Below are 21,108 nucleotides of genomic sequence, written 5' to 3' on the forward strand. Positions count from 1 at the left end.
CCTTGCGGCGAGGGCGGGTCTTTAGCCGTAGAAACCGGCGGGCGCAAGCGGCGGAATGCAGTTTCTGCGTGGTCGGCGGTTGGCGCGGACGCCGGGACGGCCTAGGTCGGGAGGCGACGTCCTCCCTCGTCCGGATTTTCTCATGCATTTCATCCGCCGTCGTCTCGCCGTCCTGCTCATTCCCATTGTCATCGCCGGCTGCCAGACGGCGGGCGGGGGCGCTCCGACAGCGGCCGAGACACCGGTTCAGGGTCAGGCGACGACGCCGGAGGCCGGGACGCCTGCGCGCGGCCCCTTCGTGGCGGCGGCCAATCCGCTGGCGGTCGAGGCGGGGATGAAGGTGCTGCGGCGCGGCGGGTCGGCGGTGGACGCCGCTGTCGCCGTACAGGCGGTGCTGGGCCTGGTGGAGCCCCAGTCGTCGGGTCTGGGCGGCGGGGCCTTCCTGATGAGCTATGAGGCGGCGACCGGCCATGTGACGGCCTATGACGGCCGCGAGACGGCGCCGGCCTCGGCCACGCCAGAGCTGTTTTACGAGGACGGCGAGCCGCTGGCCTTCATCGACGCCCTGTTGTCGGGGCGCTCGACCGGGGCGCCGGGCGCGGTGGCCATGCTGGCCATGGCGCATAAGGATCACGGCCGGCTGGAATGGCGCGACCTGTTCGGCGAGGCCGAACGCCTGGCGCGGGACGGTTTCGTGGTCAGCCCGCGCCTGGCCGGCATGATCAACGGCCCCGCGCCCCAGGCGAGAACCCGGTGGGCCAAAGCCTATTTCACCCGGCCGGACGGCGAACCCTATCGGGCCGGCGACGTGATGCGGAACCCCGCCTATGCCCGAACCGTGGCGGCCCTGGCGAACGAAGGGCCGGGCGTTCTGTATGGCGGCCGCATCGGGCGCGAGATCGCCCAAACAGTGGCCAAGGCGCCGCGCCCCGGCGGCCTGACCGAGACGGACATCGCCGCCTATCGCCCGCTGCGTCGCGACGCCCTGTGCCGTCCGTACCGGATCTATGTCGTCTGCGTGCCGCCGCCGCCGTCCAGCGGAGTGGCCCTGCTGCAGTTCCTGGCCATGGCCGAGCAGACGCCCGACATCCGAAAGGGCCCCGACAGCCCGGCCGCCTGGGTCGCCTTCGGCCGGCTGCAGCGTCTGATGTACGCCGACCGCGACCGCTATGTGGGGGATGCGGACTTCGTCGGCGTGCCGATCGCCGGCCTGCTGGATCCGGACTATGTCGCCGCGCGCGCGGCCCTGGCGCCGACCCTGAACGGTCCCGCGACGGCCGGCGCCCCCACGGGGTCGCCCCCGCGCGGCGCAGACCGCACGGCCGAGCCCGGCGGCACCTCGCACATGGTCATCGTCGATGCGGAGGGGAACGCGGTCAGCATGACGACCACGGTCGAGAGCATCTTCGGCAACGGCCGGATGGTCGAGGGTTTCTTCCTGAACAACCAGCTGACCGACTTCTCCTTCACCCCGAGCGAGGACGGCCATCCCGCGGCCAATGCGGTGGCGGCGGGCAAGCGGCCCCGGTCGTCGATGACGCCGGTGCTGATCCTGGACGGTCAGGGCCGTCTGGTCGGCGCCATCGGCTCGCCGGGCGGGTCCAGCATCCTGGCCTATGTCGCCAAGGCCCTGATCGGGGTGATCGACTGGGGCCTGCCGATGCAGGAGGCTGTCGCCCTGCCCAATCTGGTGGTGCGCGGCGAGATGGTCGGCGCCGATACGGCCCTGATCGCGCCGGACATCCGCGACGCCCTGGGGGCGGCGGGCATGAGCCTCAGACCCAATGCAACCGAGACCTCGGGCCTGCATGGAGCGATGTGGCGCGACGGCCGGTGGGACGGCGGCGCGGATCCGAGGCGAGAGGGCGTGGCGGTGTCGGAGGTTCGCTGATGCGCGACGACCCGAAGGTGCGGGTCAGCGGCGCGGCTTGATCGACAGCTGGAAGGCGATCAGGCCCTCGTCCAGATCGGTGTCGAGGCCGTTCATGCCGCGCAGCCCCTTGCCGGCGTCGATCTCGCGATAGACCAGCCCGACGGAGGTCTGAACATCGCCCCGGCGATAGGCCACGCCGACCGAGGCGTCGCCCAGGAAGCCGCCTCGATCCTGGGTATAGCCGGAGCGGGCGTAGTCGCCGTCGCGGGTGCGGGCGAAATTATAGCCGACCGCCCGGCCGGACCCGGCGGCGTAGAGATACCACCGGGGACGCTCGCCGAAGCGCGCGGTTCCGTCGGGGGCGAGACGATCCAGGCCCTCGCCGATCTTCAGGGTGGCGCCGGCCTCGGCCGAGCCGCCCTCGCTGCCGACGCCGAAACCGGCGTGGGGCGTCAGACTGACTTCCAGGCCGGACGGCGTGCGTCCGACGGCGCCGCGGAAGCCGCGAACATAGCGCAGGTCATAGGCTTCCGCGTCCAGCTCGGCCCGGTCGATCGGCGTGACCGGCAGGGGCGAGCCGTCGGCGCGACGCAATCGCCCGGCGGTTTCCAGCGTGACCCGGTCGGTGAAGGCCTTGCGGTCGATCCAGATATCGTTGCGGGTGGCGGCGGCCAGACCCTCGGTTTCGGCCGGCCGCAAGGGCGCGCTCATCTCGATTTCGGATCCGAAGCGGGCGTCGGGCGTGACGCGGAACCCGCCTTGCTCATTGAGGCGCGCGGTCAGGGTTTGAGCCGTCGCGTGAGTTTCGTCGAAGGCGCCGGGGATCCAGGCCTGGGCGCGCGAGTCGGCGAACCCGGCTGCCGCCAGGACGATTCCCACTCCAACGCTCCACACCGCAACGCGCATTCGGTCTCCCCACCGTCCGCTGTTCTCCAGCTTGCACCAGGTGCAACCAGACTCCAACAGACATTTTCAAGACACTGTTTCGTCCCTTTTGAACGACGCCGCCGCGCCGGAGTTCCAGTCGTGAAAAAGGGCCCCGCCTGCGCGGAGCCCTTTCAGGTCTGGCGTCCGACCGCCTACTGGCAGGCCAGGCACTCGTCGTAGTCGGTCTTGGGCATGGAGAAGAGGTCGGGCTGGTTCGGATCGATGACCGCCTCGGCCTTGTCCTCGGCGCCGGCGAAGGCGGCGCGCTGCACCGACTTGGAGCGCAGATAGTACAGCGACTTCACGCCGCGCTCCCAGGCGGACCAGTGCAGCATGTGCAGGTCCCATTTATTGACGTCGCCGGGGATGAACAGGTTCAGCGACTGGGCCTGGCAGATTTCCGGGGCGCGGTCGGCGGCCAGTTCCACCACCCAGCGCTGGTCCAGTTCGAAGGCGGTCTTGTAGATGCCCTTCTCGTCCTCGTTCAGGGCGTCCAGGTGCTGGACCGACCCCTCGTGTTCGAGGATCGAGTTCCAGACCGCCTCGGTGTTGATCCCCTTCTCGTCGAGCAGGCGCTCCAGATAGGGGTTCTTGACCGCGAACGAGCCCGACAGGGTCTTGTGGGTGTAGATATTGGCCGGGATCGGCTCGATGCCGGCCGAAGTGCCGCCGCAGATGATCGAGATCGAGGCGGTCGGGGCGATGGCCAGCTTGTGGCTGAACCGCTCCATCACGCCGCGCTCCTCGGCGTCGAGGCAGGGGCCCTTCTCTTCGGCCAGCAGGCGGCTGGCCTTGTCGGCCTCGCGACGCAGGTGCTTGAACAGGCGCATGTTCCACGACTTGGCCATGGCGCTTTCGAAGGCGACGCCCTGGCCTTGCAGGAAGGAGTGGAAGCCCATCAGGCCCAGGCCGACCGAACGTTCGCGCTTGGCCGAATAGACGGCGGCCTTCATTTCCGGCGGGGCGCGGCGGATGAAGTCCTCCAGCACATTGTCCAGGAAGCGCATGATGTCTTCGATGAACTTGGGCTCTTCGCGCCACTCCAGGAAGGTCTCGGCGTTGACCGACGACAGGCAGCAGACGGCGGTCCGGTCCACGCCCAGATGGTCGCGGCCGGTGTGCAGCATGATCTCGGCGCACAGGTTCGACTGTTTGACCTTCAGGCCCAGGTCGCGCTGGTGCGGCGCCATCTGGCGGTTCACCGTGTCGGAGAAGATCATATAGGGCTCGCCGGTCTGCATCCGGATGTCGAGCAGCTTGGTCCACAGCGAGCGGGCGTCGACGGTCTTGATGACCGCGCCGTCCTTGGGCGACTTCAGGTCGAATGTGGCGCCGGTCTTCACCGCCTCCATGAATTCGTCCGTGACATTGACGCCGTGGTGCAGGTTCAGGGACTTGCGGTTGAAGTCGCCCGAGGGTTTGCGGATCTCGAGGAATTCCTCGATTTCGGGATGGTGGATGTCCAGATAGACGGCGGCCGAGCCGCGACGCAGCGAGCCCTGACTGATCGCCAGGGTCAGCGAGTCCATCACGCGGATGAAGGGGATGATGCCCGAGGTCTTGCCCGCGCCCTTGACCTTCTCGCCGATGGAGCGGACGCCGCCCCAGTAGGTGCCGATGCCGCCGCCGTTCGAGGCCAGGGCGACGTTCTCGTTCCAGACGCTCTGGATGCCGTCCAGGCTGTCGCCGACGGCGTTCAGGAAGCAGGAGATCGGCAGGCCGCGATCCGCGCCGCCGTTCGACAGGACCGGGGTCGCGGGCATGAACCACAGGCGGCTCATATAGTCGTACAGGCGCTGGGCGTGGTCGGCGTCGTCCGAGAAGGCGGTCGAGACGCGGGCGAACATGTCCTGATAGCTCTCGCCCGCCAGCAGGTAGCGGTCTTCCAGCGTCTTCTTGCCGAAGTCGGTCAGCAGGGCGTCGCGCGAACGGTCCACCTGGACCGATTTCACGACAGTCAGATGGGGCTTCTCGAGGGTCGCGTTCGTCACAACACCTTGGAATTCCGTCGTCTTCAAAGCCTCGCCGCCAGCCATGGTCATCTGCGTCCTGAACAATAAACAGCCTAGAGCCACCTGCGCCGTGACCACATCATCTAGTGGTCTCAACGCTCCCTGAGCCCACATATAGGGCGCACATGCCTAATAACCCGTCAACGTCTTGACGGTCGCATTGTAAGCGAATCGGTCGGACAACTCGTCCACGCCTGGGGAAAATCCAGCAAGCAAGCCAGCAAACCCCTCCCAGGCCTTCGCAGTTGCGATATCACGAACGCGTGATCGGAACATAGGGCGAGCTTGGCCGTTTGGCCCGTCCATGACCGTTTCAGATTTCCGTCCCTTTTTGATACGCGCCCTGACGGTTGCGCGAACAGAGATCGCCGCTTTGACGGCCCTGTTCGTGGCCGCGATCGGCGTCATGACCTTCGTCGAGATCGCCGACGACATGACGGAGGCCGACGGCCAGGCCTTCGACCATCAGGTTCTGGCCCTGCTGCGCCCCTATGCCGACGACCCCGGCCGGCCCTGGGGGCCGTGGTGGCTGAAGGAGGCGGCGGCCGACATCACCTCGCTGGGCGGCATATCGGTGCTGGGCCTGTTCGCCCTGATCGTCATCGTCTTCCTGTTGAGCCAGAGGAAATGGCTGTCGTCCGTCCTGCTGGCCCTGAGCCTGATCGGCGCGGTGACGCTGAGCGAGGGGCTGAAGGCGGTGTTCGAGCGCGAACGCCCGCCCCAGGCCCTGCAGGCGGTCGAGACGATCAACGCCAGCTTCCCCTCCGGCCACGCCCTGCTGGCGACGGTCTTCTATCTCAGCGTCGCGGTCATGCTGACGCGCGCCTTTCCGCGCCAGAGGTTCAAGATCTTCGTCCTGGGGGTCGGCATTCTGATGGCCCTGCTGGTGGGGCTGACCCGCATCTATCTGGGCGCCCACTGGGCGACGGACGTCTTCGCCGGCTGGGCCGTGGGCTCGGCCTGGGCCATGGTCCTGTGGCTGGTCGCCTATGGGATCGCGCGCTGGCAGAAGCGTCATCAGGCGCCCCTGCAGGACGAGCCGTCGCCGATGGAGCCTGAAACCGGGGACGATCCGACCAAAGTCTAGCCCCGCCTTGGCGTCGGACGCAGGATAGTCTGTCTTGAGACGCCGCCTCGATCTGAACAGAGCGGCGCGCAGACGGGAGATACGCCATGGACCACGCCGCCCTCTATGCCGAACGGCTGAAAACGCCGGATCAGGCTGCGGCCCTGATCCGGTCGGGCGCCAAGGTCGCCATGGGCCTGGGCGTGTCCCAGCCCCCGGCCCTGCTCAAGGCCCTGGCCGAACGGGCCGAGCGCGGCGAGGTCGAGGACGTGAACCTCTATTATCTGCTCTCCACCGCCATCGCCGGCGACACTGTGCTGCGCTACGAGTTGATGGACCGGATCCGGCCGTGGAGCCTGTTCCACAGCGCCGTCGAACGCCGGCTGGAGCAGCGCGCCTTCGAGGAGAGGCGGCCCAATCCGGTCCAGTTCATCCCGACCGGCTTCCAGCAGTCGCCGCGCCTGCTGTGCGACGAAGTCGGGGTGGATGCGCTGATCTGCACCGTCTCGCCTATGGACGCCGACGGATTCTTCTCGTTCGGGACCAACACGGACTACGCCAAGCCGGTGTCGGACACGGCCCGGACCATCGTGGTCGAGGTCAATCCGCACATGCCGCGCGTGTTCGGCGACTGCACCGTCCATGTCTCCAGGGTCGCCGGGATCGTCGAACACGCCGCCCCCCTGCTGGTCGTGCCCAGGGCCGAGCCCCAGCCGGCCGACCTCGCCATCGGCCGGATCATCGCCGATCTGGTCGAGGACGGGGCGACGCTGCAGATGGGAATCGGCGCCCTGCCCAACGCCGTCTGCGACGCCCTGAAGGACCACCGCGACCTGGGCGTCCATACAGAAATGCTGACGCCGGGCCTGGTCGAGCTGATGCAGGCCGGGGTGGCCAACCACGCCCGCAAGACCCTGCACCCCGGGGTCGGGGTCTTCGCCTTCTCGATGGGCGACCAGAACACCTATGACTTCCTGGACGGCAATCGCGGCCTGGAGGCCCATCCCGTCTCCTATGTGAACGATCCGGCCGTGATCGCGCGCAATGCGAAGATGGTCTCGGTCAACGCCACGCTTCAGATCGACCTGAGCGGCGCCTGTTGTTCGGAGTTCCTGAACGGGCGCCAGTTCACCGCCTCGGGCGGACAGCTGGACTTCGTGCGCGGGGCCTATGGCTCCGAAGGGGGCAAGTCGATCATCGCCTGTCATGCGACGGCGGCCAAGGGGACCTGTTCGCGCATCGTCGCCCTGCTGGACGGCCCCGTCACCACGCCCCGCAACGACGTCCACATCATCGTCACCGAACACGGCTGGACCAACCTGAAAGGCAAGTCGACCAGCGAGCGGGCCCGCGCCCTGATCGCCCTGGCCGCGCCCGAGTTCCGCGACGACCTGACGGCCGAGGCTGGGCGGCAGGGTCTGATCTGAGGCAAATCTTGCGAGTCGTTATCGACTTTTCATTTCCGGCCGCGCGTCCTAAACCCCGGCCCGTCATCGGGGAGTAGCCGCCCGCAACAATCAGCGGGGCTCGCGTCAACATGCTTCCTCTCCCGGAGAGGATGGCGCGGGAACGGTCCGGGACCCTCTTGGGGTCCGGATCACGGCAAGACCGGCGGCTTTCGCAGGGATGTCCACGCGGGGCCCGGCTGCGAACGCCACAGGTCCGTCCGCCGAGGCTCCCGCGCACACAGGTTCCTTCTTGGAAGCCTTTCTGATCTCGACCGGCCTGGTCTCCATCGCGGAGATCGGGGACAAGACCATGTTGTTGTCCATCGTCATGGCGGCGACCTGGCGACGGCCCACGCCCATCATCCTGGGCATTCTCGCCGCCACCCTGCTGAACCACGCCTTCGCGGCCCTGGCCGGCACGGTTCTGGCCCATTTCATCACCGGCGACTGGATGCGCTGGATCGTCGGCGTCGCCTTCCTGGGCTTCGCCGCTTGGGCCCTGATCCCCGATACCCTGGACGAACAGAAGGGCGAGGTTCAGCGCGGCTTCTGGGCCATCTTCTGGACCACCGCCTCGGCCTTCTTCCTGATCGAGATGGGCGACAAGACCCAGGTCGCCACCGCCATGCTGGCCGCCCGGTTCGAGAACCTGCCCCTGGTCGTGGCCGGATCGACCCTGGGCATGATGCTGGTCAACGGCCCCGCCGTCCTGCTGGGCGAGACGGCGGCGAAGAAACTGCCGCTGAAGTGGATCCGGCTGGCCGCCGCCGTCGGTTTCGCCGCCACGGGCTTGTGGATCCTGTTCGCCCCCTAGGGGCTGCCCCCCCGAGGCTCGCAATCTGTTCGGCCTGGCCTTACCAAGAGGCCATGCGCCGTCCCATCCGCCCCTTGCTTACGCTCCTCGCGCTCGCCCTGCTGAGCCTACCGTCCGGCGCCAAAGCCGCCTCGCGCGCCTATGCCGTGGACGGCGACTGCGGCGGGCGGCCCGCGACCACGGTGCGGACGGCGCCGGGCTATTGTCTGGGCCTAGTCTGGCAGGGCGCGGGGACTGACGGACCCCGCATGCCGCGCGGCCTGCTGCCCCTGTCCGGCGGCGACTGGCTGGTCACCGACCTGGGCGGGTGGGAGCCGGGACGCGGCGCGGTCTGGCGGCTGTCGTTCGGCGCCGACGGTGCGGCGCGCTGGCGCAGGCTCGCCCAGGGGCTGTCCATGCCGCACACGGTGGCGCGGGGCCCGGACGGACGGATCTATGTGTCCGAGATGAACCGCATCCTGACCCTGGACCCCGATGCGGCCGATCCGGCGGCGACGGTGCGGACCGTGATCGGCGACCTGCCGGACAACCGGCTGCACGACAATCGCCACCCCCTGTCCGGTTTCGTCTTCGACGGCGACGGCGCTCTGCTGGTCAATGTCGGGGCGCCCAGCGACCGTTGCCTGGACGCGCGGGGTCGGCCGCGCACTGACGCCAAGGGCGCCTGCGCCGACAGCGCCCGAACCGCCCAGGTGCGGCGTCACGCCTATCTGGGCGCCGGCCGGTGGGCGCAGGACAGCACCGTCTTCGCCTCGGGCTTGCGCAACTCCATCGCCCTGGTGCGGCATCGGTCGGGCACGATCCTTCAGGGCGAGAACTCGGTCGACCTGACCACGCCCGACCATCCCTATGACGAGATCAACGTCCTGCGTCAGGGCGGCCATTACGGCTGGCCCTATTGCGTCGACCTGACGACGCCCCTGCCGGGCTGGAGCGCGGCCCAGGCCCGCTGCGACCGGCGTGACCGGCCGGTCGCCCTCTTGCCGCCGCACGCCGCGCCGCTGGACCTGATCTATTACGAAGGGGCGATGTTTCCCGAACTGCGCGGCCGGCTGCTGATGAGCTGGCACGGCTATCGTCGCGCCGCTGGACGGATCGTGGCGGCCGAGACCGACGCGCAAGGCCGCCCTCTGACCGACATCGGCGGACGCTACGCCATCTACCCGCGCGGCGCCCTGCCCTATCCGGCCGGGGCGCCCAGCGTGCGCGGCAAGGTGCTGACGCCGGGTTGGGACGCGGTCGCGGGTCGCCAGCCGCGCGGATCGCCCGTGGTTCTGGCGGTCGCCGCCGACGGGTCGATCTGGGTCACGGACGACCGCAGCCGGGCGATCCTCAGGATCGCCCGGTCGGAGATCGCCGACTAGGCCGAAACCGGGCGCCTACTTCGGAAGCGTCAAAGCCAGATGCTGCAACAGCATGATGGTCTTGGCGTCGCGGATGCGGCCGTCGGCGATCATGGCCAGGGCCTCGTCCAGCGTGGGCTCCAGCACCTCGATGTCCTCGCCTTCGTCCGGATGGCCGCCCCCGTCGCCGATCTTCATCGACGGATCGTACTCGGCGACGAAGAAGTGCAGGATTTCGGTGACGGAGCCGGGGCTCATGAAGGCCTCGAACACCTTGCGCACCGCGCCGAGCCGATAGCCCAGCTCTTCCTCGACCTCGGCGCGGATCCGCACCTCGGGCTCGGCCTCGTCCAGCAGGCCGGCCGCCGCCTCGATCAGCAGGTCGTCGTAACCGTTCAGATAGGCCGGCAACCGGAACTGCCGCACCAGCAGCACGGTGCGCGCCGCCGGATTATAGGGCAGCAGCACCGCCCCATTGCCCCGGTCGTAATGTTCCCGCTCCTGGGTCTGCCAGCGTCCGTCGCGCCGTTTCCAGTCGAACCGGGTCGTCTTCAGCACATACCAGTTGTCCGAGAGAAGCCGGGTCTCGTGGATCCTGAGACGGTCCTTGACGGTCATCGGCTTGCCTCGGGCGGTCTGGCGCTAGGCCTTGCGGGCGTCGCGCTTGGCCAGGACGCGCAGGCGGAGCGCATTCAGCTTGATGAAGCCGGCCGCGTCCTTGTGGTCATAGGCCTGGACGCCTTCCTCGAAGGTGACGAGGTCCTGATCATACAGGCTGTAGGGGCTCTCGCGGCCGATGACCGAGACATTGCCCTTGTACAGCTTGACCTTGACCGTGCCGGAGACGTTTTCCTGGCTCTTGTCGATGGCGGCCTGAAGCATCTCGCGCTCGGGCGAGAACCAGAAGCCGTTGTAGATCAGCTCGGCGTATTTCGGCATCAGCTGGTCCTTCAGGTGCATGGAGCCCCCGTCCAGGGTGATGCTCTCGATGCCGCGGTGCGCCGCGATCAGGATGGTCCCGCCGGGGGTCTCATAGACGCCGCGCGACTTCATGCCGACGAAACGGTTCTCGACCAGGTCCAGACGGCCGATGCCGTTGTCGTGGCCGTACTGGTTCAGGGCGGTCAGGATCGTGGCCGGCGACATGGCCTCGCCGTTGATCGAGACGGCGTCGCCCTTCTCGAAACCGATTTCGATGACGGTCGCCACATCCGGCGCGTCCTCCGGCGAGATGGTGCGCTGGTGGACGAACTCGGGGGCCTCGACGGCCGGGTCTTCCAGCACCTTGCCCTCGGAGGACGAGTGCAGAAGGTTGGCGTCGACCGAGAAGGGCGCCTCGCCGCGCTTGTCCTTGGAGATCGGGATCTGGTTCTTCTCGGCGAAGTCCAGCAGGGCCTCGCGACTGCGGAACTCCCATTCGCGCCAGGGGGCGATGACGCGGATGTCGGGCTCAAGCGCGTAGTAGCCCAGTTCGAAGCGGACCTGGTCATTGCCCTTGCCGGTCGCGCCGTGACAGACGGCGTCGGCGCCGACCTGACGGGCGATCTCGATCTGGCGCTTGGAGATCAGCGGACGGGCGATCGAGGTGCCCAGCAGATAGTCGCCCTCATATTGGGCGTTGGCGCGGAACATCGGGAAGACGAAGTCGCGCACGAACTCCTCGCGCAGGTCGTCGATGAAGATGTTCTCGGGCTTGATGCCCAGCTTCAGCGCCTTCTCGCGCGCCGGGCCCAGCTCCTCGCCCTGGCCCAGGTCGGCGGTGAAGGTCACGACCTCGGCGTTATATTCGGTCTGGAGCCATTTCAGGATGATCGAGGTGTCCAGCCCGCCCGAATAGGCGAGGACGACTTTCTTCACGGGCTTGTCGGCGGGGGCGGACATGGCGGCTCTTTCGATAAACTCGGCAGCAGGGATCGGGGAGTTGAGGCGCGCATAAGACCGGGGGTCCGGGGATGCAACCTTTTCCGGGGCTCGTGCGTGCGAACATGAAGCTTTGTTCATGTTCAATGGGTCGCGTTGCCAGCGGATCGACCGTCGTTATGGTCCGATCCAGCTGCAATCAAGGATGTCATCCCATGCGTCGTGCCGGTTCTCTTGTCGCCGCGGCCGCCCTGCTGGCGGTCTCCAACCCGGTCTGGGCCTCCGTCGCGCCCGCCCAGGCTCCCTCTCAGGCCTCCGCCCCCGCCTTCCAGGCCGCGCCGGTGTCCGAACTGGTCGCCGAAGTCGATATTCCCTACACCAAATTCACCCTCGACAACGGCCTGACCGTCCTGGTCCACGAGGACCACAAGGCCCCGGTCGTGGCGGTGTCGGTCTGGTACAATGTCGGCTCCAAGGACGAACCGGCCGGCAAGACCGGCTTCGCCCACCTGTTCGAACACCTGATGTTCGGCGGCTCCGAGAATGCGCCGGGCAGCTATTTCACCCCGATGCGCAACATGGGCGCGACGGACATGAACGGCACCACCTGGTTCGACCGCACCAACTATTTCGAGACCGTCCCGACCCCGGCGTTGGAACAGGCCCTGTTCATGGAAAGCGACCGCATGGGCTATATGCTGGGCGCCATCTCCCAGGAGACGCTGGATCTGCAGCGCGGCGTCGTCCAGAACGAGAAGCGCCAGGGCGACAACCAGCCCTACGGCCTGAACCAGTACAAGCAGCTGGAGGCCCTGTTCCCCGAGGGCCACCCCTATCGTCACTCGACCATCGGTTCGATGGCCGATCTGGACGCGGCCTCGATGGAGACGGTGCGCGACTGGTTCCGCTCCAACTACGGCCCCAACAACTCGGTGCTGGTCCTGGCCGGCGACATCACGCCCGCCAAGGCGCGTGAACTGACCCAGAAATATTTCGGCGCCATCCCGCGCGGTCCGGTCAACACCCCGGCCCAGGCCTCCGTCCCGACCTTGCCGGCGCCGATCAGCGAGACCACCCGCGACCGCGTCTCCAACGCCCGCGTCGAGATCAGCTGGGCCGTGCCCGGCATGCTGGATGCAGACGCCGTACCGCTCAGCGTCGGCGCCTCGGTGCTGGGCGGCCTGGCCAGTTCGCGCCTGGACAACGCCCTGGTGCGCGGCGAACAGAGCGCCGTCTCGGTCAGCGCCTCGAACAGCGCCTTCCACCGCGTCGGCATGTTCGACATCACCCTCGATGTGAAGCCGGGCCAGGATCCCGCCGCCGTCGAGGCGCGCGCCCGTGAGATCCTGAACGGCCTGATCGCCGACGGCCCGACCGCGGCCGAGGTGGAACGGGTCAAGACCCAGTATGTCTCGCGCACCGTGCAAGGCCTTGAACAGGTCGGCGGCTTCGGCGGCAAGGCCGTGGCCCTGGCCGAAGGCCAGCTCTACGCCGGCGATCCGGAACACTACAAGAAGGAGCTCCAGGCCTATGCGGCGGTGACCCCGGCCCAGGTCCAGGCGGCGATGCAGAAATGGCTGACCCGTCCGGCCTATACGCTGACGACCCTGCCGGGCGAGCGTGAAGCCTATCAGGAGGCGGCCGAGGCGCCGTCGGGGGCCAACCACACCCCCGCCCCGCCGATCGAGCGCGTGGCCCGTATGCCCAAGCCCGAGATCGCAGCCGTCGCCAACGTCGACTTCCCGGCGGTCCAGCGCACCCGCCTGTCGAACGGCGTCGAGGTGGTCTACGCCCAGCGTGACGCGGTGCCGGCGACCAAGATCGCCATCGACTTCAACGCCGGCCTGGCCGCCGACGACGCGTCGAAACTGGGTCTGCAAAGCCTGATGCTGGACCTGATGGACGAGGGCACCCGCACCCTGAATGCGACCCAGCTGGCCGAGGCCCAGGAAACCCTGGGCGCCACCATCTCGACCGGCGCCTCGATGGACCGTTCGGTGGTCCAGCTCTCGGCCGTGACGCCGAACCTGCAGCCGTCGGTGGCCCTGCTGGCCGATGTGGTCAAGAACCCGGCCTTCGCCGCGTCCGAGCTGGAGCGTCTGCGCGCCACCCGCCTGTCGCGCATCGCCGCCGAACGGACCCAGCCGGCCGCCCTGGCCAGCCGCGCCCTGCCGGAACTGATCTACGGCGCGTCCAGCCCCTATGGTCGCCCCTTCAGCGGCAATGGCGATGAAGCCAGCGTCAAGTCGATCACCGAAGCCGACATCCGCGCCGACTACGCCGAATGGATCCGGCCCGACAACGCCAAGATCTTCGTGGTCTCGGACAAGCCCCTGTCGGAGATCACCCCGGTTCTGGAGGCCGAGTTCGGCCGCTGGACCGCCCCGGCCGTCGCCAAGGGCGTGAAGGACTTCTCCGGTTCGATCCCCGCCACCACGTCCAGGATCGTTCTGATCGACCGGCCGCAATCGCCCCAGTCCTACATCATGGGCGGCGAGGTTCTGGCGGCGCAGGGCACCGACGACCTGCTGGTGTTCAACGCCGCGAACAACGTGCTGGGCAACGACTTCCTGTCGCGCATCAACTCGGATCTGCGTGAAACCAAGGGCTGGTCCTATGGGGTCAACGCCTCGGTCGCCGGCTTCGCCGGACGCGTCCCCTATCTGGTCACCGCCCCGGTCCAGGCCGACCAGACCGGCCCCGCCATCGAAGCCCTGAACCTTCAGTTCAACGACTTCCTGAAGGGCGGCAAGGGCGTGACCCCCACTGAGCTGGAACGCACCGTCAACGGCAACACCCGCCGCCTGGCCGGCAGCTACGAGACCTCGGCCGCCGTTCTGGGCGCCATGCGAGGCAACGACATGCTGGGACGTCCGGACGACTATCCGGAAACCGTCGCGGCGCGCACCAACGCCCTGACGGCGGCTGAGCTGGACGCCGCCGCCCAGGCGGCGCTCGACCCGTCGCGCTTCGTCTGGGTGGTCGTCGGCGACGCCTCGGTGGTCAAACCCCAGCTCGACGCGCTTGGCCTGCCCGTCGAAGTCCGCTCGGCGGCGCCGGCCGCCCAGTAGGGCGGGCGACAGGCTGAACGATTGAGGCCCGGAGAGCGATCTCCGGGCCTTTCTTTCGTGATCCTCCGGCAAGCCGCGTCTTCGGGGCGCAGGCCGGGGCCCAGCGGCGCGCGTGAGCGAACCAGTCGCGCCTGAAACCAGAAGGCGGAAGCCGACGGGCTGAGCCTTCGCCCATGTCGCCCGGCGGCATTCGAAATGCGCTGCGGAAAGTCGCTGCGAACTGATCTGTGTCAAGGCCGCTCGTACGGCAAGCGCCCACAGCGACGGGGTCGGTGACGACATCGCGCAAGGCGGGCTTCCGTTATGGCCATCAAGATATCGATCCTGAGCGAGACCCGGAACGGCCAAGGCCGGGCTGTGACGACGTCCCCCGCCGGACCGGCGCAGGTCGGCGATCTCCCTCTCGGCGGCTGACGGTCCCTCCGACACATTTGCATCGCATTGAGAAGAGAACCGATCGTGGCCTATCAAACGACAAATCCATTTACGGGCGAAGTGCTCAAGACCTTCCCCGACGCGACGGACGCGGAGGTGTCTCAAGCCATCGAGCACGCGCACGCCGCGTTCCTGGCTTGGCGCGAAACGGCTTTCAGCGAGCGCGCCAGAGTGATGCGGAACGCCGCCAGCCTCCTGCGACAGGACGTCGACGCCTTCGCCGCGATCCTGACCACCGAGATGGGCAAGCTGCTGTCCGAGGCGAAGGCCGAGGTCGAGCTTTCGGCGCAGATTTTCGACTACTACGCCGCCAACGCCGAAAATCTGCTGGCCGACGAAATCCTGCCCGTCGCCCATCCGGCCGAGGGCGAGGCGCGGGTGACGCACGAACCGCTCGGCGTGCTGCTGTGCATCGAACCCTGGAACTTCCCCTACTATCAGATCGCCCGAATCATCGCGCCGCAACTGTCGGCCGGGAACACCATGCTGCTCAAGCATGCCTCCAACGTCCCCCAGAGCGCCGAGGCTTTCGAGACGCTGATGAAGGCGGCCGGCCTTCCCGAGGGCGCTTTCAAGAACCTGTTCGCCACGCGCTCGCAGATCGAGTTCATCCTCAATGATCCTCGCGTTCAGGGCGTGGCCCTGACCGGTTCGGAAGCCGCCGGATCGGTCGTCGCGGCCCAGGCCGGCAAGGCCTTGAAGAAGTCGACCCTGGAGCTGGGAGGCGCGGACGCCTTTGTCGTGCTGGCCGACGCCGATCTTCAGAAGACCGTCGACTGGGCGGTGTTTGGACGCCACTGGAACGGCGGACAGGTCTGCGTGTCGTCCAAACGGATGATCATCGTCGATGAGATCTATGACGCGTTTCTCGACCTTTACCGCCAGGGCGTGGCGGCCTTGGTCGCCGGAGACCCCTTCGACCCCCAGACCACGCTCGCGCCGCTGTCCTCTCAGGGCGCCGCCAATGAGGTGAAGGAAAAGATCGCCGAAGCGGTCAAGCTGGGCGCCAAGGCGGAAGCCGTTGGACCAGCCGCGCCTGACCGGGGCGCCTTCGTGCAGCCGACCATTCTGACCGAAGTCGGCGACGACAACCCGGCGCGGCACTGGGAGTTTTTCGGGCCGGTCTCAATGCTGTTTCGAGCCAAGGACGAGGCCGACGCCATACGTATCGCCAACGACTCCCCGTTCGGGCTCGGCGGCTCGGTCTTTACCAGCGATCCCGCCCATGGCGCCGAGGTCGCCCGGAAGATTTCCACGGGCATGGTGTTCGTCAACCATCCAACCATGGTCAAGGCCGACCTGCCGTTCGGGGGCGTGCGGCGCTCCGGCTATGGGCGCGAACTCATCGGCTTGGGCATCAAGGAATTCGTCAACCACAAGCTTATCGACGTCGTCGACATAGACGCGCCATTCTAGCGCACTGAGACCACCGGAAAGGACGTCGCCATGTACTACAGCAGCGGAAATTACGAAGCCTTCGCCAGGCCTCGCAAGCCCGAGGGCATAGAGAACAAGACGGCGTTCTTCGTCGGCTCGGGCCTGGCCAGTCTGGCCGGCGCGGCCTTCCTGATCCGCGACGGGCACATGTCCGGCGACAGGATCACCATCCTTGAACGACTGGCGCTGCCGGGTGGCGCGCTGGACGGGATCAAGGATCCGGAGAAGGGTTTCGTGATCCGCGGCGGTCGCGAGATGGAAGAACACTTCGAGTGCCTCTGGGACCTCTATCGCTCGATCCCCTCGCTTGAGGTCGAGGGGGCCAGCGTGCTCGATGAATTCTACTGGCTGGACAAGGACGACCCGAACTTCTCCCTGCAGCGCGCGACCCAGAACCAGGGCCGGCCCATTGAGGATGTCGCTCTCCTCACCCTGAACGACAGGGCGCAGAAGGACCTCATCACCCTCTTCCTGGCGACCCGCGAGGAGATGGAGAACCGGCGCATCAACGAGGTGATGGGCGAGGACTTCCTGAAGAGCAATTTCTGGCTCTACTGGCGCACGATGTTCGCCTTCGAGGAATGGCACTCGGCGCTGGAGATGAAGCTCTATGTCCACCGCTTCATCCACCACATCGGCGGCCTGGCCGATTTCAGCGCCCTGAAGTTCACCCGCCACAACCAGTATGAATCGCTGGTGGAGCCGCTTTACAAGTGGCTGACGGATCACGGCGTCACGTTCCGATACGGCGTGGAGGTCACCGACGTCGACTTCGACATCACGCCCGGGCGTAAACAGGCCACCCGCATCCACTGGCTGCAGGACGGCGCGGTCGGCGGCGTGGATCTCGGCCCCGACGATCTGGTCTTCATGACCATCGGCTCCCTGACCGAGAATTCCGATAATGGCGACCATCACACGCCCGCCCGGCTGAACGAGGGTCCCGCTCCGGCCTGGGACCTCTGGCGCAATATCGCCGCCAAGGACCCCGCCTTCGGTCGGCCCGACGTCTTCGGCGCCCATATCGCCCAGACCAAGTGGGAATCGGCGACGATCACGACGCTGGACCCCCGCATCCCCGCCTACATCCAGAAGATCGCCAAGCGCGACCCCTTCAGCGGCACGGTCGTCACCGGCGGCATCGTCACCGTCAAGGATTCCAGCTGGTTGATGAGCTGGACCGTCAGCCGCCACCCGCACTTCAAGCAGCAGCCGAAAGACCAGGTGGTCATCTGGGTCTATTCGCTGTTCGTCGACACCCCCGGGGATTTCGTCAAGAAGCCGATGCAGGACTGCACGGGCGAGGAAATCACCCAGGAATTGCTCTATCACCTCGGCGTGCCGGTCGAGGACATCGCCGACCTGGCCGCGACAGGCGCCAGGGCCGTGCCGGTGATGATGCCCTACATCACGGCCTTCTTCATGCCGCGGCAGGCGGGGGATCGTCCGGACGTCGTGCCCCGGGGCGCGGTCAATTTCGCCTTCATCGGACAGTTCGCCGAGTCGGCCGAGCGCGACTGCATCTTCACCACCGAATATTCGGTGCGCACGCCGATGGAGGCTGTCTATACCCTGCTGAATGTGGAGCGCGGCGTTCCCGAGGTCTTCAACTCGACCTATGACGTGCGCAAGCTGCTGGCCGCCGTCGGGCACGTTCGTGACGGCAAGGCCCTCGATATTCCCGGGCCGGCGTTCATCCGCGATTTTCTGCTGAAGAGGATCGACGCCACCGAGGTCGGCGAACTTCTTCGGGACGCGCATCTGATTTCACAGTGAGGCAGGCCCCGGCCTCGCCCCTGGCGTCGCGCCAGGGGCGAGGCTTGCCATCGCCGACATGAATATCCGCCTGGGGTCTTGCGCAGCCCTCGGCGCAGGCGCCGACGCCGGACTTTTCACCGCCAGGCCTTGCCGATCCCGGTGGATTGCCGCCGGAGGATGACGACCGGCGTCAGTCGATCGTCGCGCCGGTGGTGCGCATGATCTCGGCGCGCAGTTCGGGCAGGCCCAGGCCCTTTTCCGACGAGGTCAGGGCCACGACCGGGAAGGCGGCGGGGCGTTTGGAGATGGCCTTCAGCGTCGCTTCCTGAACGGCCTCGCCTTCGCCCTTCTTCAGCTTGTCGGCCTTGGTCAGGACGATCTGATAGCTGACGGCGGCGAGGTCCAGGGCGTCCAGCGCCTCCTTGTCCACGCTCTTCAGGCCGTGGCGGCTGTCGATCAGCAGATAGACCCGCTTCAGCGTCACCCGCCCGCGCAGATAGTCGCGACCCAGGTCCTGGAACTTGCGCACCGTCGTCTTGGAGGCCTTGGCCCAGCCGTAGCCGGGCAGGTCGACCAGACGCATCCGGCCGTCCAGGTCGAAGAAATTGACCTCGCGCGTCCGCCCCGGCTCGTTCGAGGCGCGGGCCAGCTTGTGCATGCCGACCAGGCCGTTGATCAGGCTGGACTTGCCGACGTTCGAGCGGCCGGCGAAGGCGATCTCGGGCAGGTCGGGATCGGGCAGCTGCTCGATCTTGGCGGCGCCCATGATGAAGGTCGCCGGCCGCGCGAACAGGATCCGCGCGGCCTCGATCTCTTCGGGGGTGAACTCGGTTTCGTCGATCACGCGGCCTTCGTCTTCCGGATACGGGCGATGAAGTCGTCGATCGGGTTCTCGGCCTTGTAGCGGTGCATGATGTAATACTGCTGCAGGATGGTCAGGATGTTCGACCAGGCCCAGTAGACCAGCAGGCCCGCCGCGAAGGGCGCCATGATGAAGGTGAAGACCAGCGGCATGAACTGGAAGATCTGGCGCTGGACCGGATCGGCCGCCGGCGGGTTCATCGCCGTCTGCAGCCACATGGTCAGACCATAGGCCACCGCCAGCAGACCGATGCCCAGCGGCCCGACCAGCAGCCCGCCCAGCAGGGGCAGGGTCGCCGGATTCCAGGGGATCAGACCGAACAGGTTCCACACCACCGAGGGGTCGCGCGCCGACAGGTCGTGAATGAAGCCCAGGAAGGGCTGGTGACGCATTTCGATGGTGACGGTCAGCACCTTGTACAGGGCGTAGAAGACCGGGATCTGCAGCACGAGGGGAAGACAGCCGGCGACCGGATTGATCTTCTCCTTCTGGTACAGGGCCATCGTCTCCTGCTGCTGCTTCTGCGGGTCGTCTTTGAACTTCTTCTTGATCTCCTCCATCTTGGGCTGGAGGTTCCGCATCTTGGACATGCTGGCGTAGGCGTTGTTGGCCAGCGGGAACATCACCAGCTTGACGATGACGGTCAGGGCCAGGATGGCGACGCCGAAGCTGCCGACCAAGCCATAGACGTTCTCCAGGATCCAGAAGATCGGGCGCGTCAGGAACCAGAACATGCCCCAGTCGATCGCATAGACGAAACGCGGCAGGTGCAGGGTCTCTTCATAGGTCTTCAGCACCTCGGCCCGCTTGACGCCGGCGAACAGGCGCTGGGTCTCGGTCGCGGTTCCGCCGGGCTGGATGGTGCGGGCCGCGCCCAGGATATTGGCTTCCAGCTGCTGGCCGCCGTTGACGTCGCGAACGCGGAATTCGGTCTCGACCGCCTCGTTCTGCTGGGGCAGCAGGGCCGCCAGCCAGTATTTGTCGGTGATGCCCAGCCAGCCGCCGGTCGAGGCGTTCTCGATGCGGGGCTCCTTCAGCCAGTCCTTGTACTTCTTCTGCTCGGTCCGATAGTCGCCCGGCTTGCCGAAGGTGCCGATGGCGCCCTCGTGGACGATATGGGACGAACCGGCCAGCGGCGGCACGCCCTGGCGCTGGACGCTGCCGTAGGGGGCGATGGTGATGGACTGGGTTCCCAGGTTCTGGACCGTGTCCAGGATCGAGAAGACATAGCGATCATCGACCGACACCAGGCGGGTGAAGCGCAGGCCCTGGCCGTTGTCCCAGGTCAGGGTGACGGGCGTCGTCGGGGTCAGGGTCGAGCCGGCGGTCAGGCGCCAGACGGTGTTGGGTCCGGGAACCCCGCCGACCACATTGGGGCCGGTCCAGCCGAACTGGGCGAAATAGGCGTTCTGCATGCCCTGCGGGCGGAACAGTTCGACCGGCTCGGGCTTGTCCTGCGTCTCCTTGTAGTCCGTCAGGAACAGGTCGTCGATGCGGCCGCCCTGCAAGGACAGCGACCCCTTCAACGTGCCCGACTGGATCGGCACGCGCGCGGCCGTGCTCAGCGCCTGGCTGCGGTCGGTCACGAAGGTCGGCCCCTGCGGGCTCAGCGCCGTGCGGGCGGCGTTCTCGGCCGTCTGGGACTGTTCAGCCTGGGCTTGCTGCTGGACGGCGCGGCGCTCGGCCTGCGGCCGCAGCACGGCGAACCAGTAGACCCCCAGGATCAGGGCCGAGCACACGATGAAGATGATCGTGTTGCGCGAGTTCTCGTTTGTCATGGATTCGGGCGGTCCTGGCCGGAGGGGGCGCGGGCGGGCGAAGGCCGATCAGCCTTCGGTGTCGCCAGCCTTGTAAGCGTCGATTTCACGTCGTCAAGCAGACGGTCCCACGCGCGCTCGGTCGTGCCCATGCGGGCGATGAAGACATAGTCGCTCCCGGGCAGGCCATGAACGGGCAACATGGCCCGCGCCGCCTCGCGCAGACGGCGTTTGGCGCGGTTGCGCACCACGGCGCCGCCGATCTTGCGGGTGGCGGTGAACCCCACGCCGATATGCGGCGATCCGTCGCCGCGTTCCAGCCTCTGGATCACCACGCCGCCGCGCGCCTCGGAAACGCCTTTGGCGGCCGCCAGGAACTGGGGCCGCCGCAACAGACGTTTGATCTGTAAAGGGTCGCTCATGCGTCCTTGGCTCCGGACGCGAG

General features: G+C 67.3%; 15 protein-coding genes and 1 riboswitch. Of the genes, 8 read left to right on the forward strand and 7 right to left on the reverse strand.

Annotated elements, in window-relative coordinates:
- The first annotated feature begins 142 nt into the window (after positions 1-142).
- Positions 143-1,891, forward strand: coding sequence for a gamma-glutamyltransferase family protein (locus ACP7CK_RS07830; protein WP_426025646.1), 1,749 nt, complete (start codon positions 143-145; stop codon positions 1,889-1,891).
- Positions 1,892-1,915: 24 nt separating this feature from the next.
- Here the strand turns inward: ACP7CK_RS07830 and ACP7CK_RS07835 are convergent, their stop codons facing one another.
- The gene (locus tag ACP7CK_RS07835) at positions 1,916-2,752 is read right to left on the reverse strand and encodes a lipid A-modifier LpxR family protein (protein ID WP_426025647.1); all 837 of its coding nucleotides are present in this window, start codon (positions 2,750-2,752) and stop codon (positions 1,916-1,918) included.
- Positions 2,753-2,952: 200 nt separating this feature from the next.
- Entirely contained in the window at positions 2,953-4,842 is a 1,890-nt protein-coding gene (locus ACP7CK_RS07840; RefSeq protein WP_035310283.1) for a ribonucleoside-diphosphate reductase subunit alpha, read from the reverse strand.
- Positions 4,843-5,116: 274 nt separating this feature from the next.
- Between ACP7CK_RS07840 and ACP7CK_RS07845 the strand changes: the two genes are divergently transcribed.
- From ACP7CK_RS07845 to ACP7CK_RS07860, 4 genes are all read left to right on the forward strand, one after another.
- Entirely contained in the window at positions 5,117-5,899 is a 783-nt protein-coding gene (locus ACP7CK_RS07845) for a phosphatase PAP2 family protein (RefSeq protein ID WP_426025648.1), read from the forward strand.
- A gap of 86 nt (positions 5,900-5,985) precedes the next feature.
- Positions 5,986-7,305 (forward strand): acetyl-CoA hydrolase/transferase family protein, encoded by a 1,320-nt coding sequence (locus tag ACP7CK_RS07850; protein WP_426025649.1) that lies wholly within the window; start codon positions 5,986-5,988, stop codon positions 7,303-7,305.
- 55 nt (positions 7,306-7,360) lie between these two features.
- A riboswitch (yybP-ykoY riboswitch) is annotated at positions 7,361-7,477 on the forward strand.
- A gap of 99 nt (positions 7,478-7,576) precedes the next feature.
- Entirely contained in the window at positions 7,577-8,140 is a 564-nt protein-coding gene (locus ACP7CK_RS07855; protein ID WP_154725958.1) for a TMEM165/GDT1 family protein, read from the forward strand.
- 53 nt (positions 8,141-8,193) lie between these two features.
- Entirely contained in the window at positions 8,194-9,504 is a 1,311-nt protein-coding gene (locus tag ACP7CK_RS07860; RefSeq protein ID WP_426025650.1) for a PQQ-dependent sugar dehydrogenase, read from the forward strand.
- 15 nt (positions 9,505-9,519) lie between these two features.
- Here ACP7CK_RS07860 and ACP7CK_RS07865 read toward each other — a convergent pair whose 3' ends face one another.
- Entirely contained in the window at positions 9,520-10,101 is a 582-nt protein-coding gene (locus ACP7CK_RS07865) for an NUDIX domain-containing protein (protein ID WP_154725959.1), read from the reverse strand.
- A gap of 24 nt (positions 10,102-10,125) precedes the next feature.
- Complete coding sequence (locus tag ACP7CK_RS07870) at positions 10,126-11,364, reverse strand: argininosuccinate synthase (protein ID WP_154725960.1); 1,239 nt, start codon at positions 11,362-11,364, stop codon at positions 10,126-10,128.
- A gap of 194 nt (positions 11,365-11,558) precedes the next feature.
- Between ACP7CK_RS07870 and ACP7CK_RS07875 the strand changes: the two genes are divergently transcribed.
- The 3 genes from ACP7CK_RS07875 (at position 11,559) to ACP7CK_RS07885 (ending at position 18,062) form a co-directional block, all read left to right on the forward strand.
- Complete coding sequence (locus ACP7CK_RS07875; RefSeq protein ID WP_426025651.1) at positions 11,559-14,414, forward strand: M16 family metallopeptidase; 2,856 nt, start codon at positions 11,559-11,561, stop codon at positions 14,412-14,414.
- Positions 14,415-14,873: 459 nt separating this feature from the next.
- Positions 14,874-16,265, forward strand: coding sequence for an NAD-dependent succinate-semialdehyde dehydrogenase (locus ACP7CK_RS07880; RefSeq protein ID WP_426025652.1), 1,392 nt, complete (start codon positions 14,874-14,876; stop codon positions 16,263-16,265).
- Positions 16,266-16,295: 30 nt separating this feature from the next.
- On the forward strand, positions 16,296-18,062 hold the full coding sequence (locus ACP7CK_RS07885; RefSeq protein ID WP_426025653.1) for an oleate hydratase: 1,767 nt from the start codon (positions 16,296-16,298) through the stop codon (positions 18,060-18,062).
- Positions 18,063-18,234: 172 nt separating this feature from the next.
- On the opposite strand, the gene yihA is transcribed toward ACP7CK_RS07885, so the two are convergent.
- From yihA to rnpA, 3 genes are read right to left on the reverse strand one after another with little or no spacing between them, the layout of a single operon-like run.
- Positions 18,235-18,888, reverse strand: a complete 654-nt coding sequence (yihA, locus tag ACP7CK_RS07890; protein ID WP_008261159.1) for a ribosome biogenesis GTP-binding protein YihA/YsxC — start codon at positions 18,886-18,888, stop codon at positions 18,235-18,237.
- On the reverse strand, positions 18,885-20,684 hold the full coding sequence (gene yidC / locus ACP7CK_RS07895; protein ID WP_008264320.1) for a membrane protein insertase YidC: 1,800 nt from the start codon (positions 20,682-20,684) through the stop codon (positions 18,885-18,887). Before yidC ends, yihA begins: the two co-directional genes overlap by 4 nt.
- Positions 20,681-21,085: a ribonuclease P protein component gene (gene rnpA / locus ACP7CK_RS07900; RefSeq protein WP_008262129.1), complete on the reverse strand. Its 405-nt coding sequence runs from the start codon at positions 21,083-21,085 to the stop codon at positions 20,681-20,683. Before rnpA ends, yidC begins: the two co-directional genes overlap by 4 nt.
- Positions 21,086-21,108: the final 23 nt, after the last annotated feature.

This window comes from Brevundimonas sp. TSRC1-1 (genome assembly GCF_049898245.1).
Classification (GTDB): Bacteria; Pseudomonadota; Alphaproteobacteria; order Caulobacterales; family Caulobacteraceae; genus Brevundimonas; species Brevundimonas mediterranea_A.

Bases quoted from the DNA above. Each gene is read 5' to 3' on its own strand.
- ACP7CK_RS07860 (WP_426025650.1), top strand. From the start codon at position 8,194: ATGCGCCGTCCCATCCGCCCCTTGCTTACGCTCCTCGCGCTCGCCCTG.
- rnpA (WP_008262129.1), bottom strand. From the start codon at position 21,085: ATGAGCGACCCTTTACAGATCAAACGTCTGTTGCGGCGGCCCCAGTTC.
- ACP7CK_RS07875 (WP_426025651.1), top strand. From the start codon at position 11,559: ATGCGTCGTGCCGGTTCTCTTGTCGCCGCGGCCGCCCTGCTGGCGGTC.
- yidC (WP_008264320.1), bottom strand. From the start codon at position 20,684: ATGACAAACGAGAACTCGCGCAACACGATCATCTTCATCGTGTGCTCG.
- ACP7CK_RS07870 (WP_154725960.1), bottom strand. From the start codon at position 11,364: ATGTCCGCCCCCGCCGACAAGCCCGTGAAGAAAGTCGTCCTCGCCTAT.
- ACP7CK_RS07850 (WP_426025649.1), top strand. From the start codon at position 5,986: ATGGACCACGCCGCCCTCTATGCCGAACGGCTGAAAACGCCGGATCAG.
- ACP7CK_RS07845 (WP_426025648.1), top strand. From the start codon at position 5,117: ATGACCGTTTCAGATTTCCGTCCCTTTTTGATACGCGCCCTGACGGTT.
- ACP7CK_RS07830 (WP_426025646.1), top strand. From the start codon at position 143: ATGCATTTCATCCGCCGTCGTCTCGCCGTCCTGCTCATTCCCATTGTC.
- ACP7CK_RS07840 (WP_035310283.1), bottom strand. From the start codon at position 4,842: ATGACCATGGCTGGCGGCGAGGCTTTGAAGACGACGGAATTCCAAGGT.
- ACP7CK_RS07865 (WP_154725959.1), bottom strand. From the start codon at position 10,101: ATGACCGTCAAGGACCGTCTCAGGATCCACGAGACCCGGCTTCTCTCG.
- ACP7CK_RS07885 (WP_426025653.1), top strand. From the start codon at position 16,296: ATGTACTACAGCAGCGGAAATTACGAAGCCTTCGCCAGGCCTCGCAAG.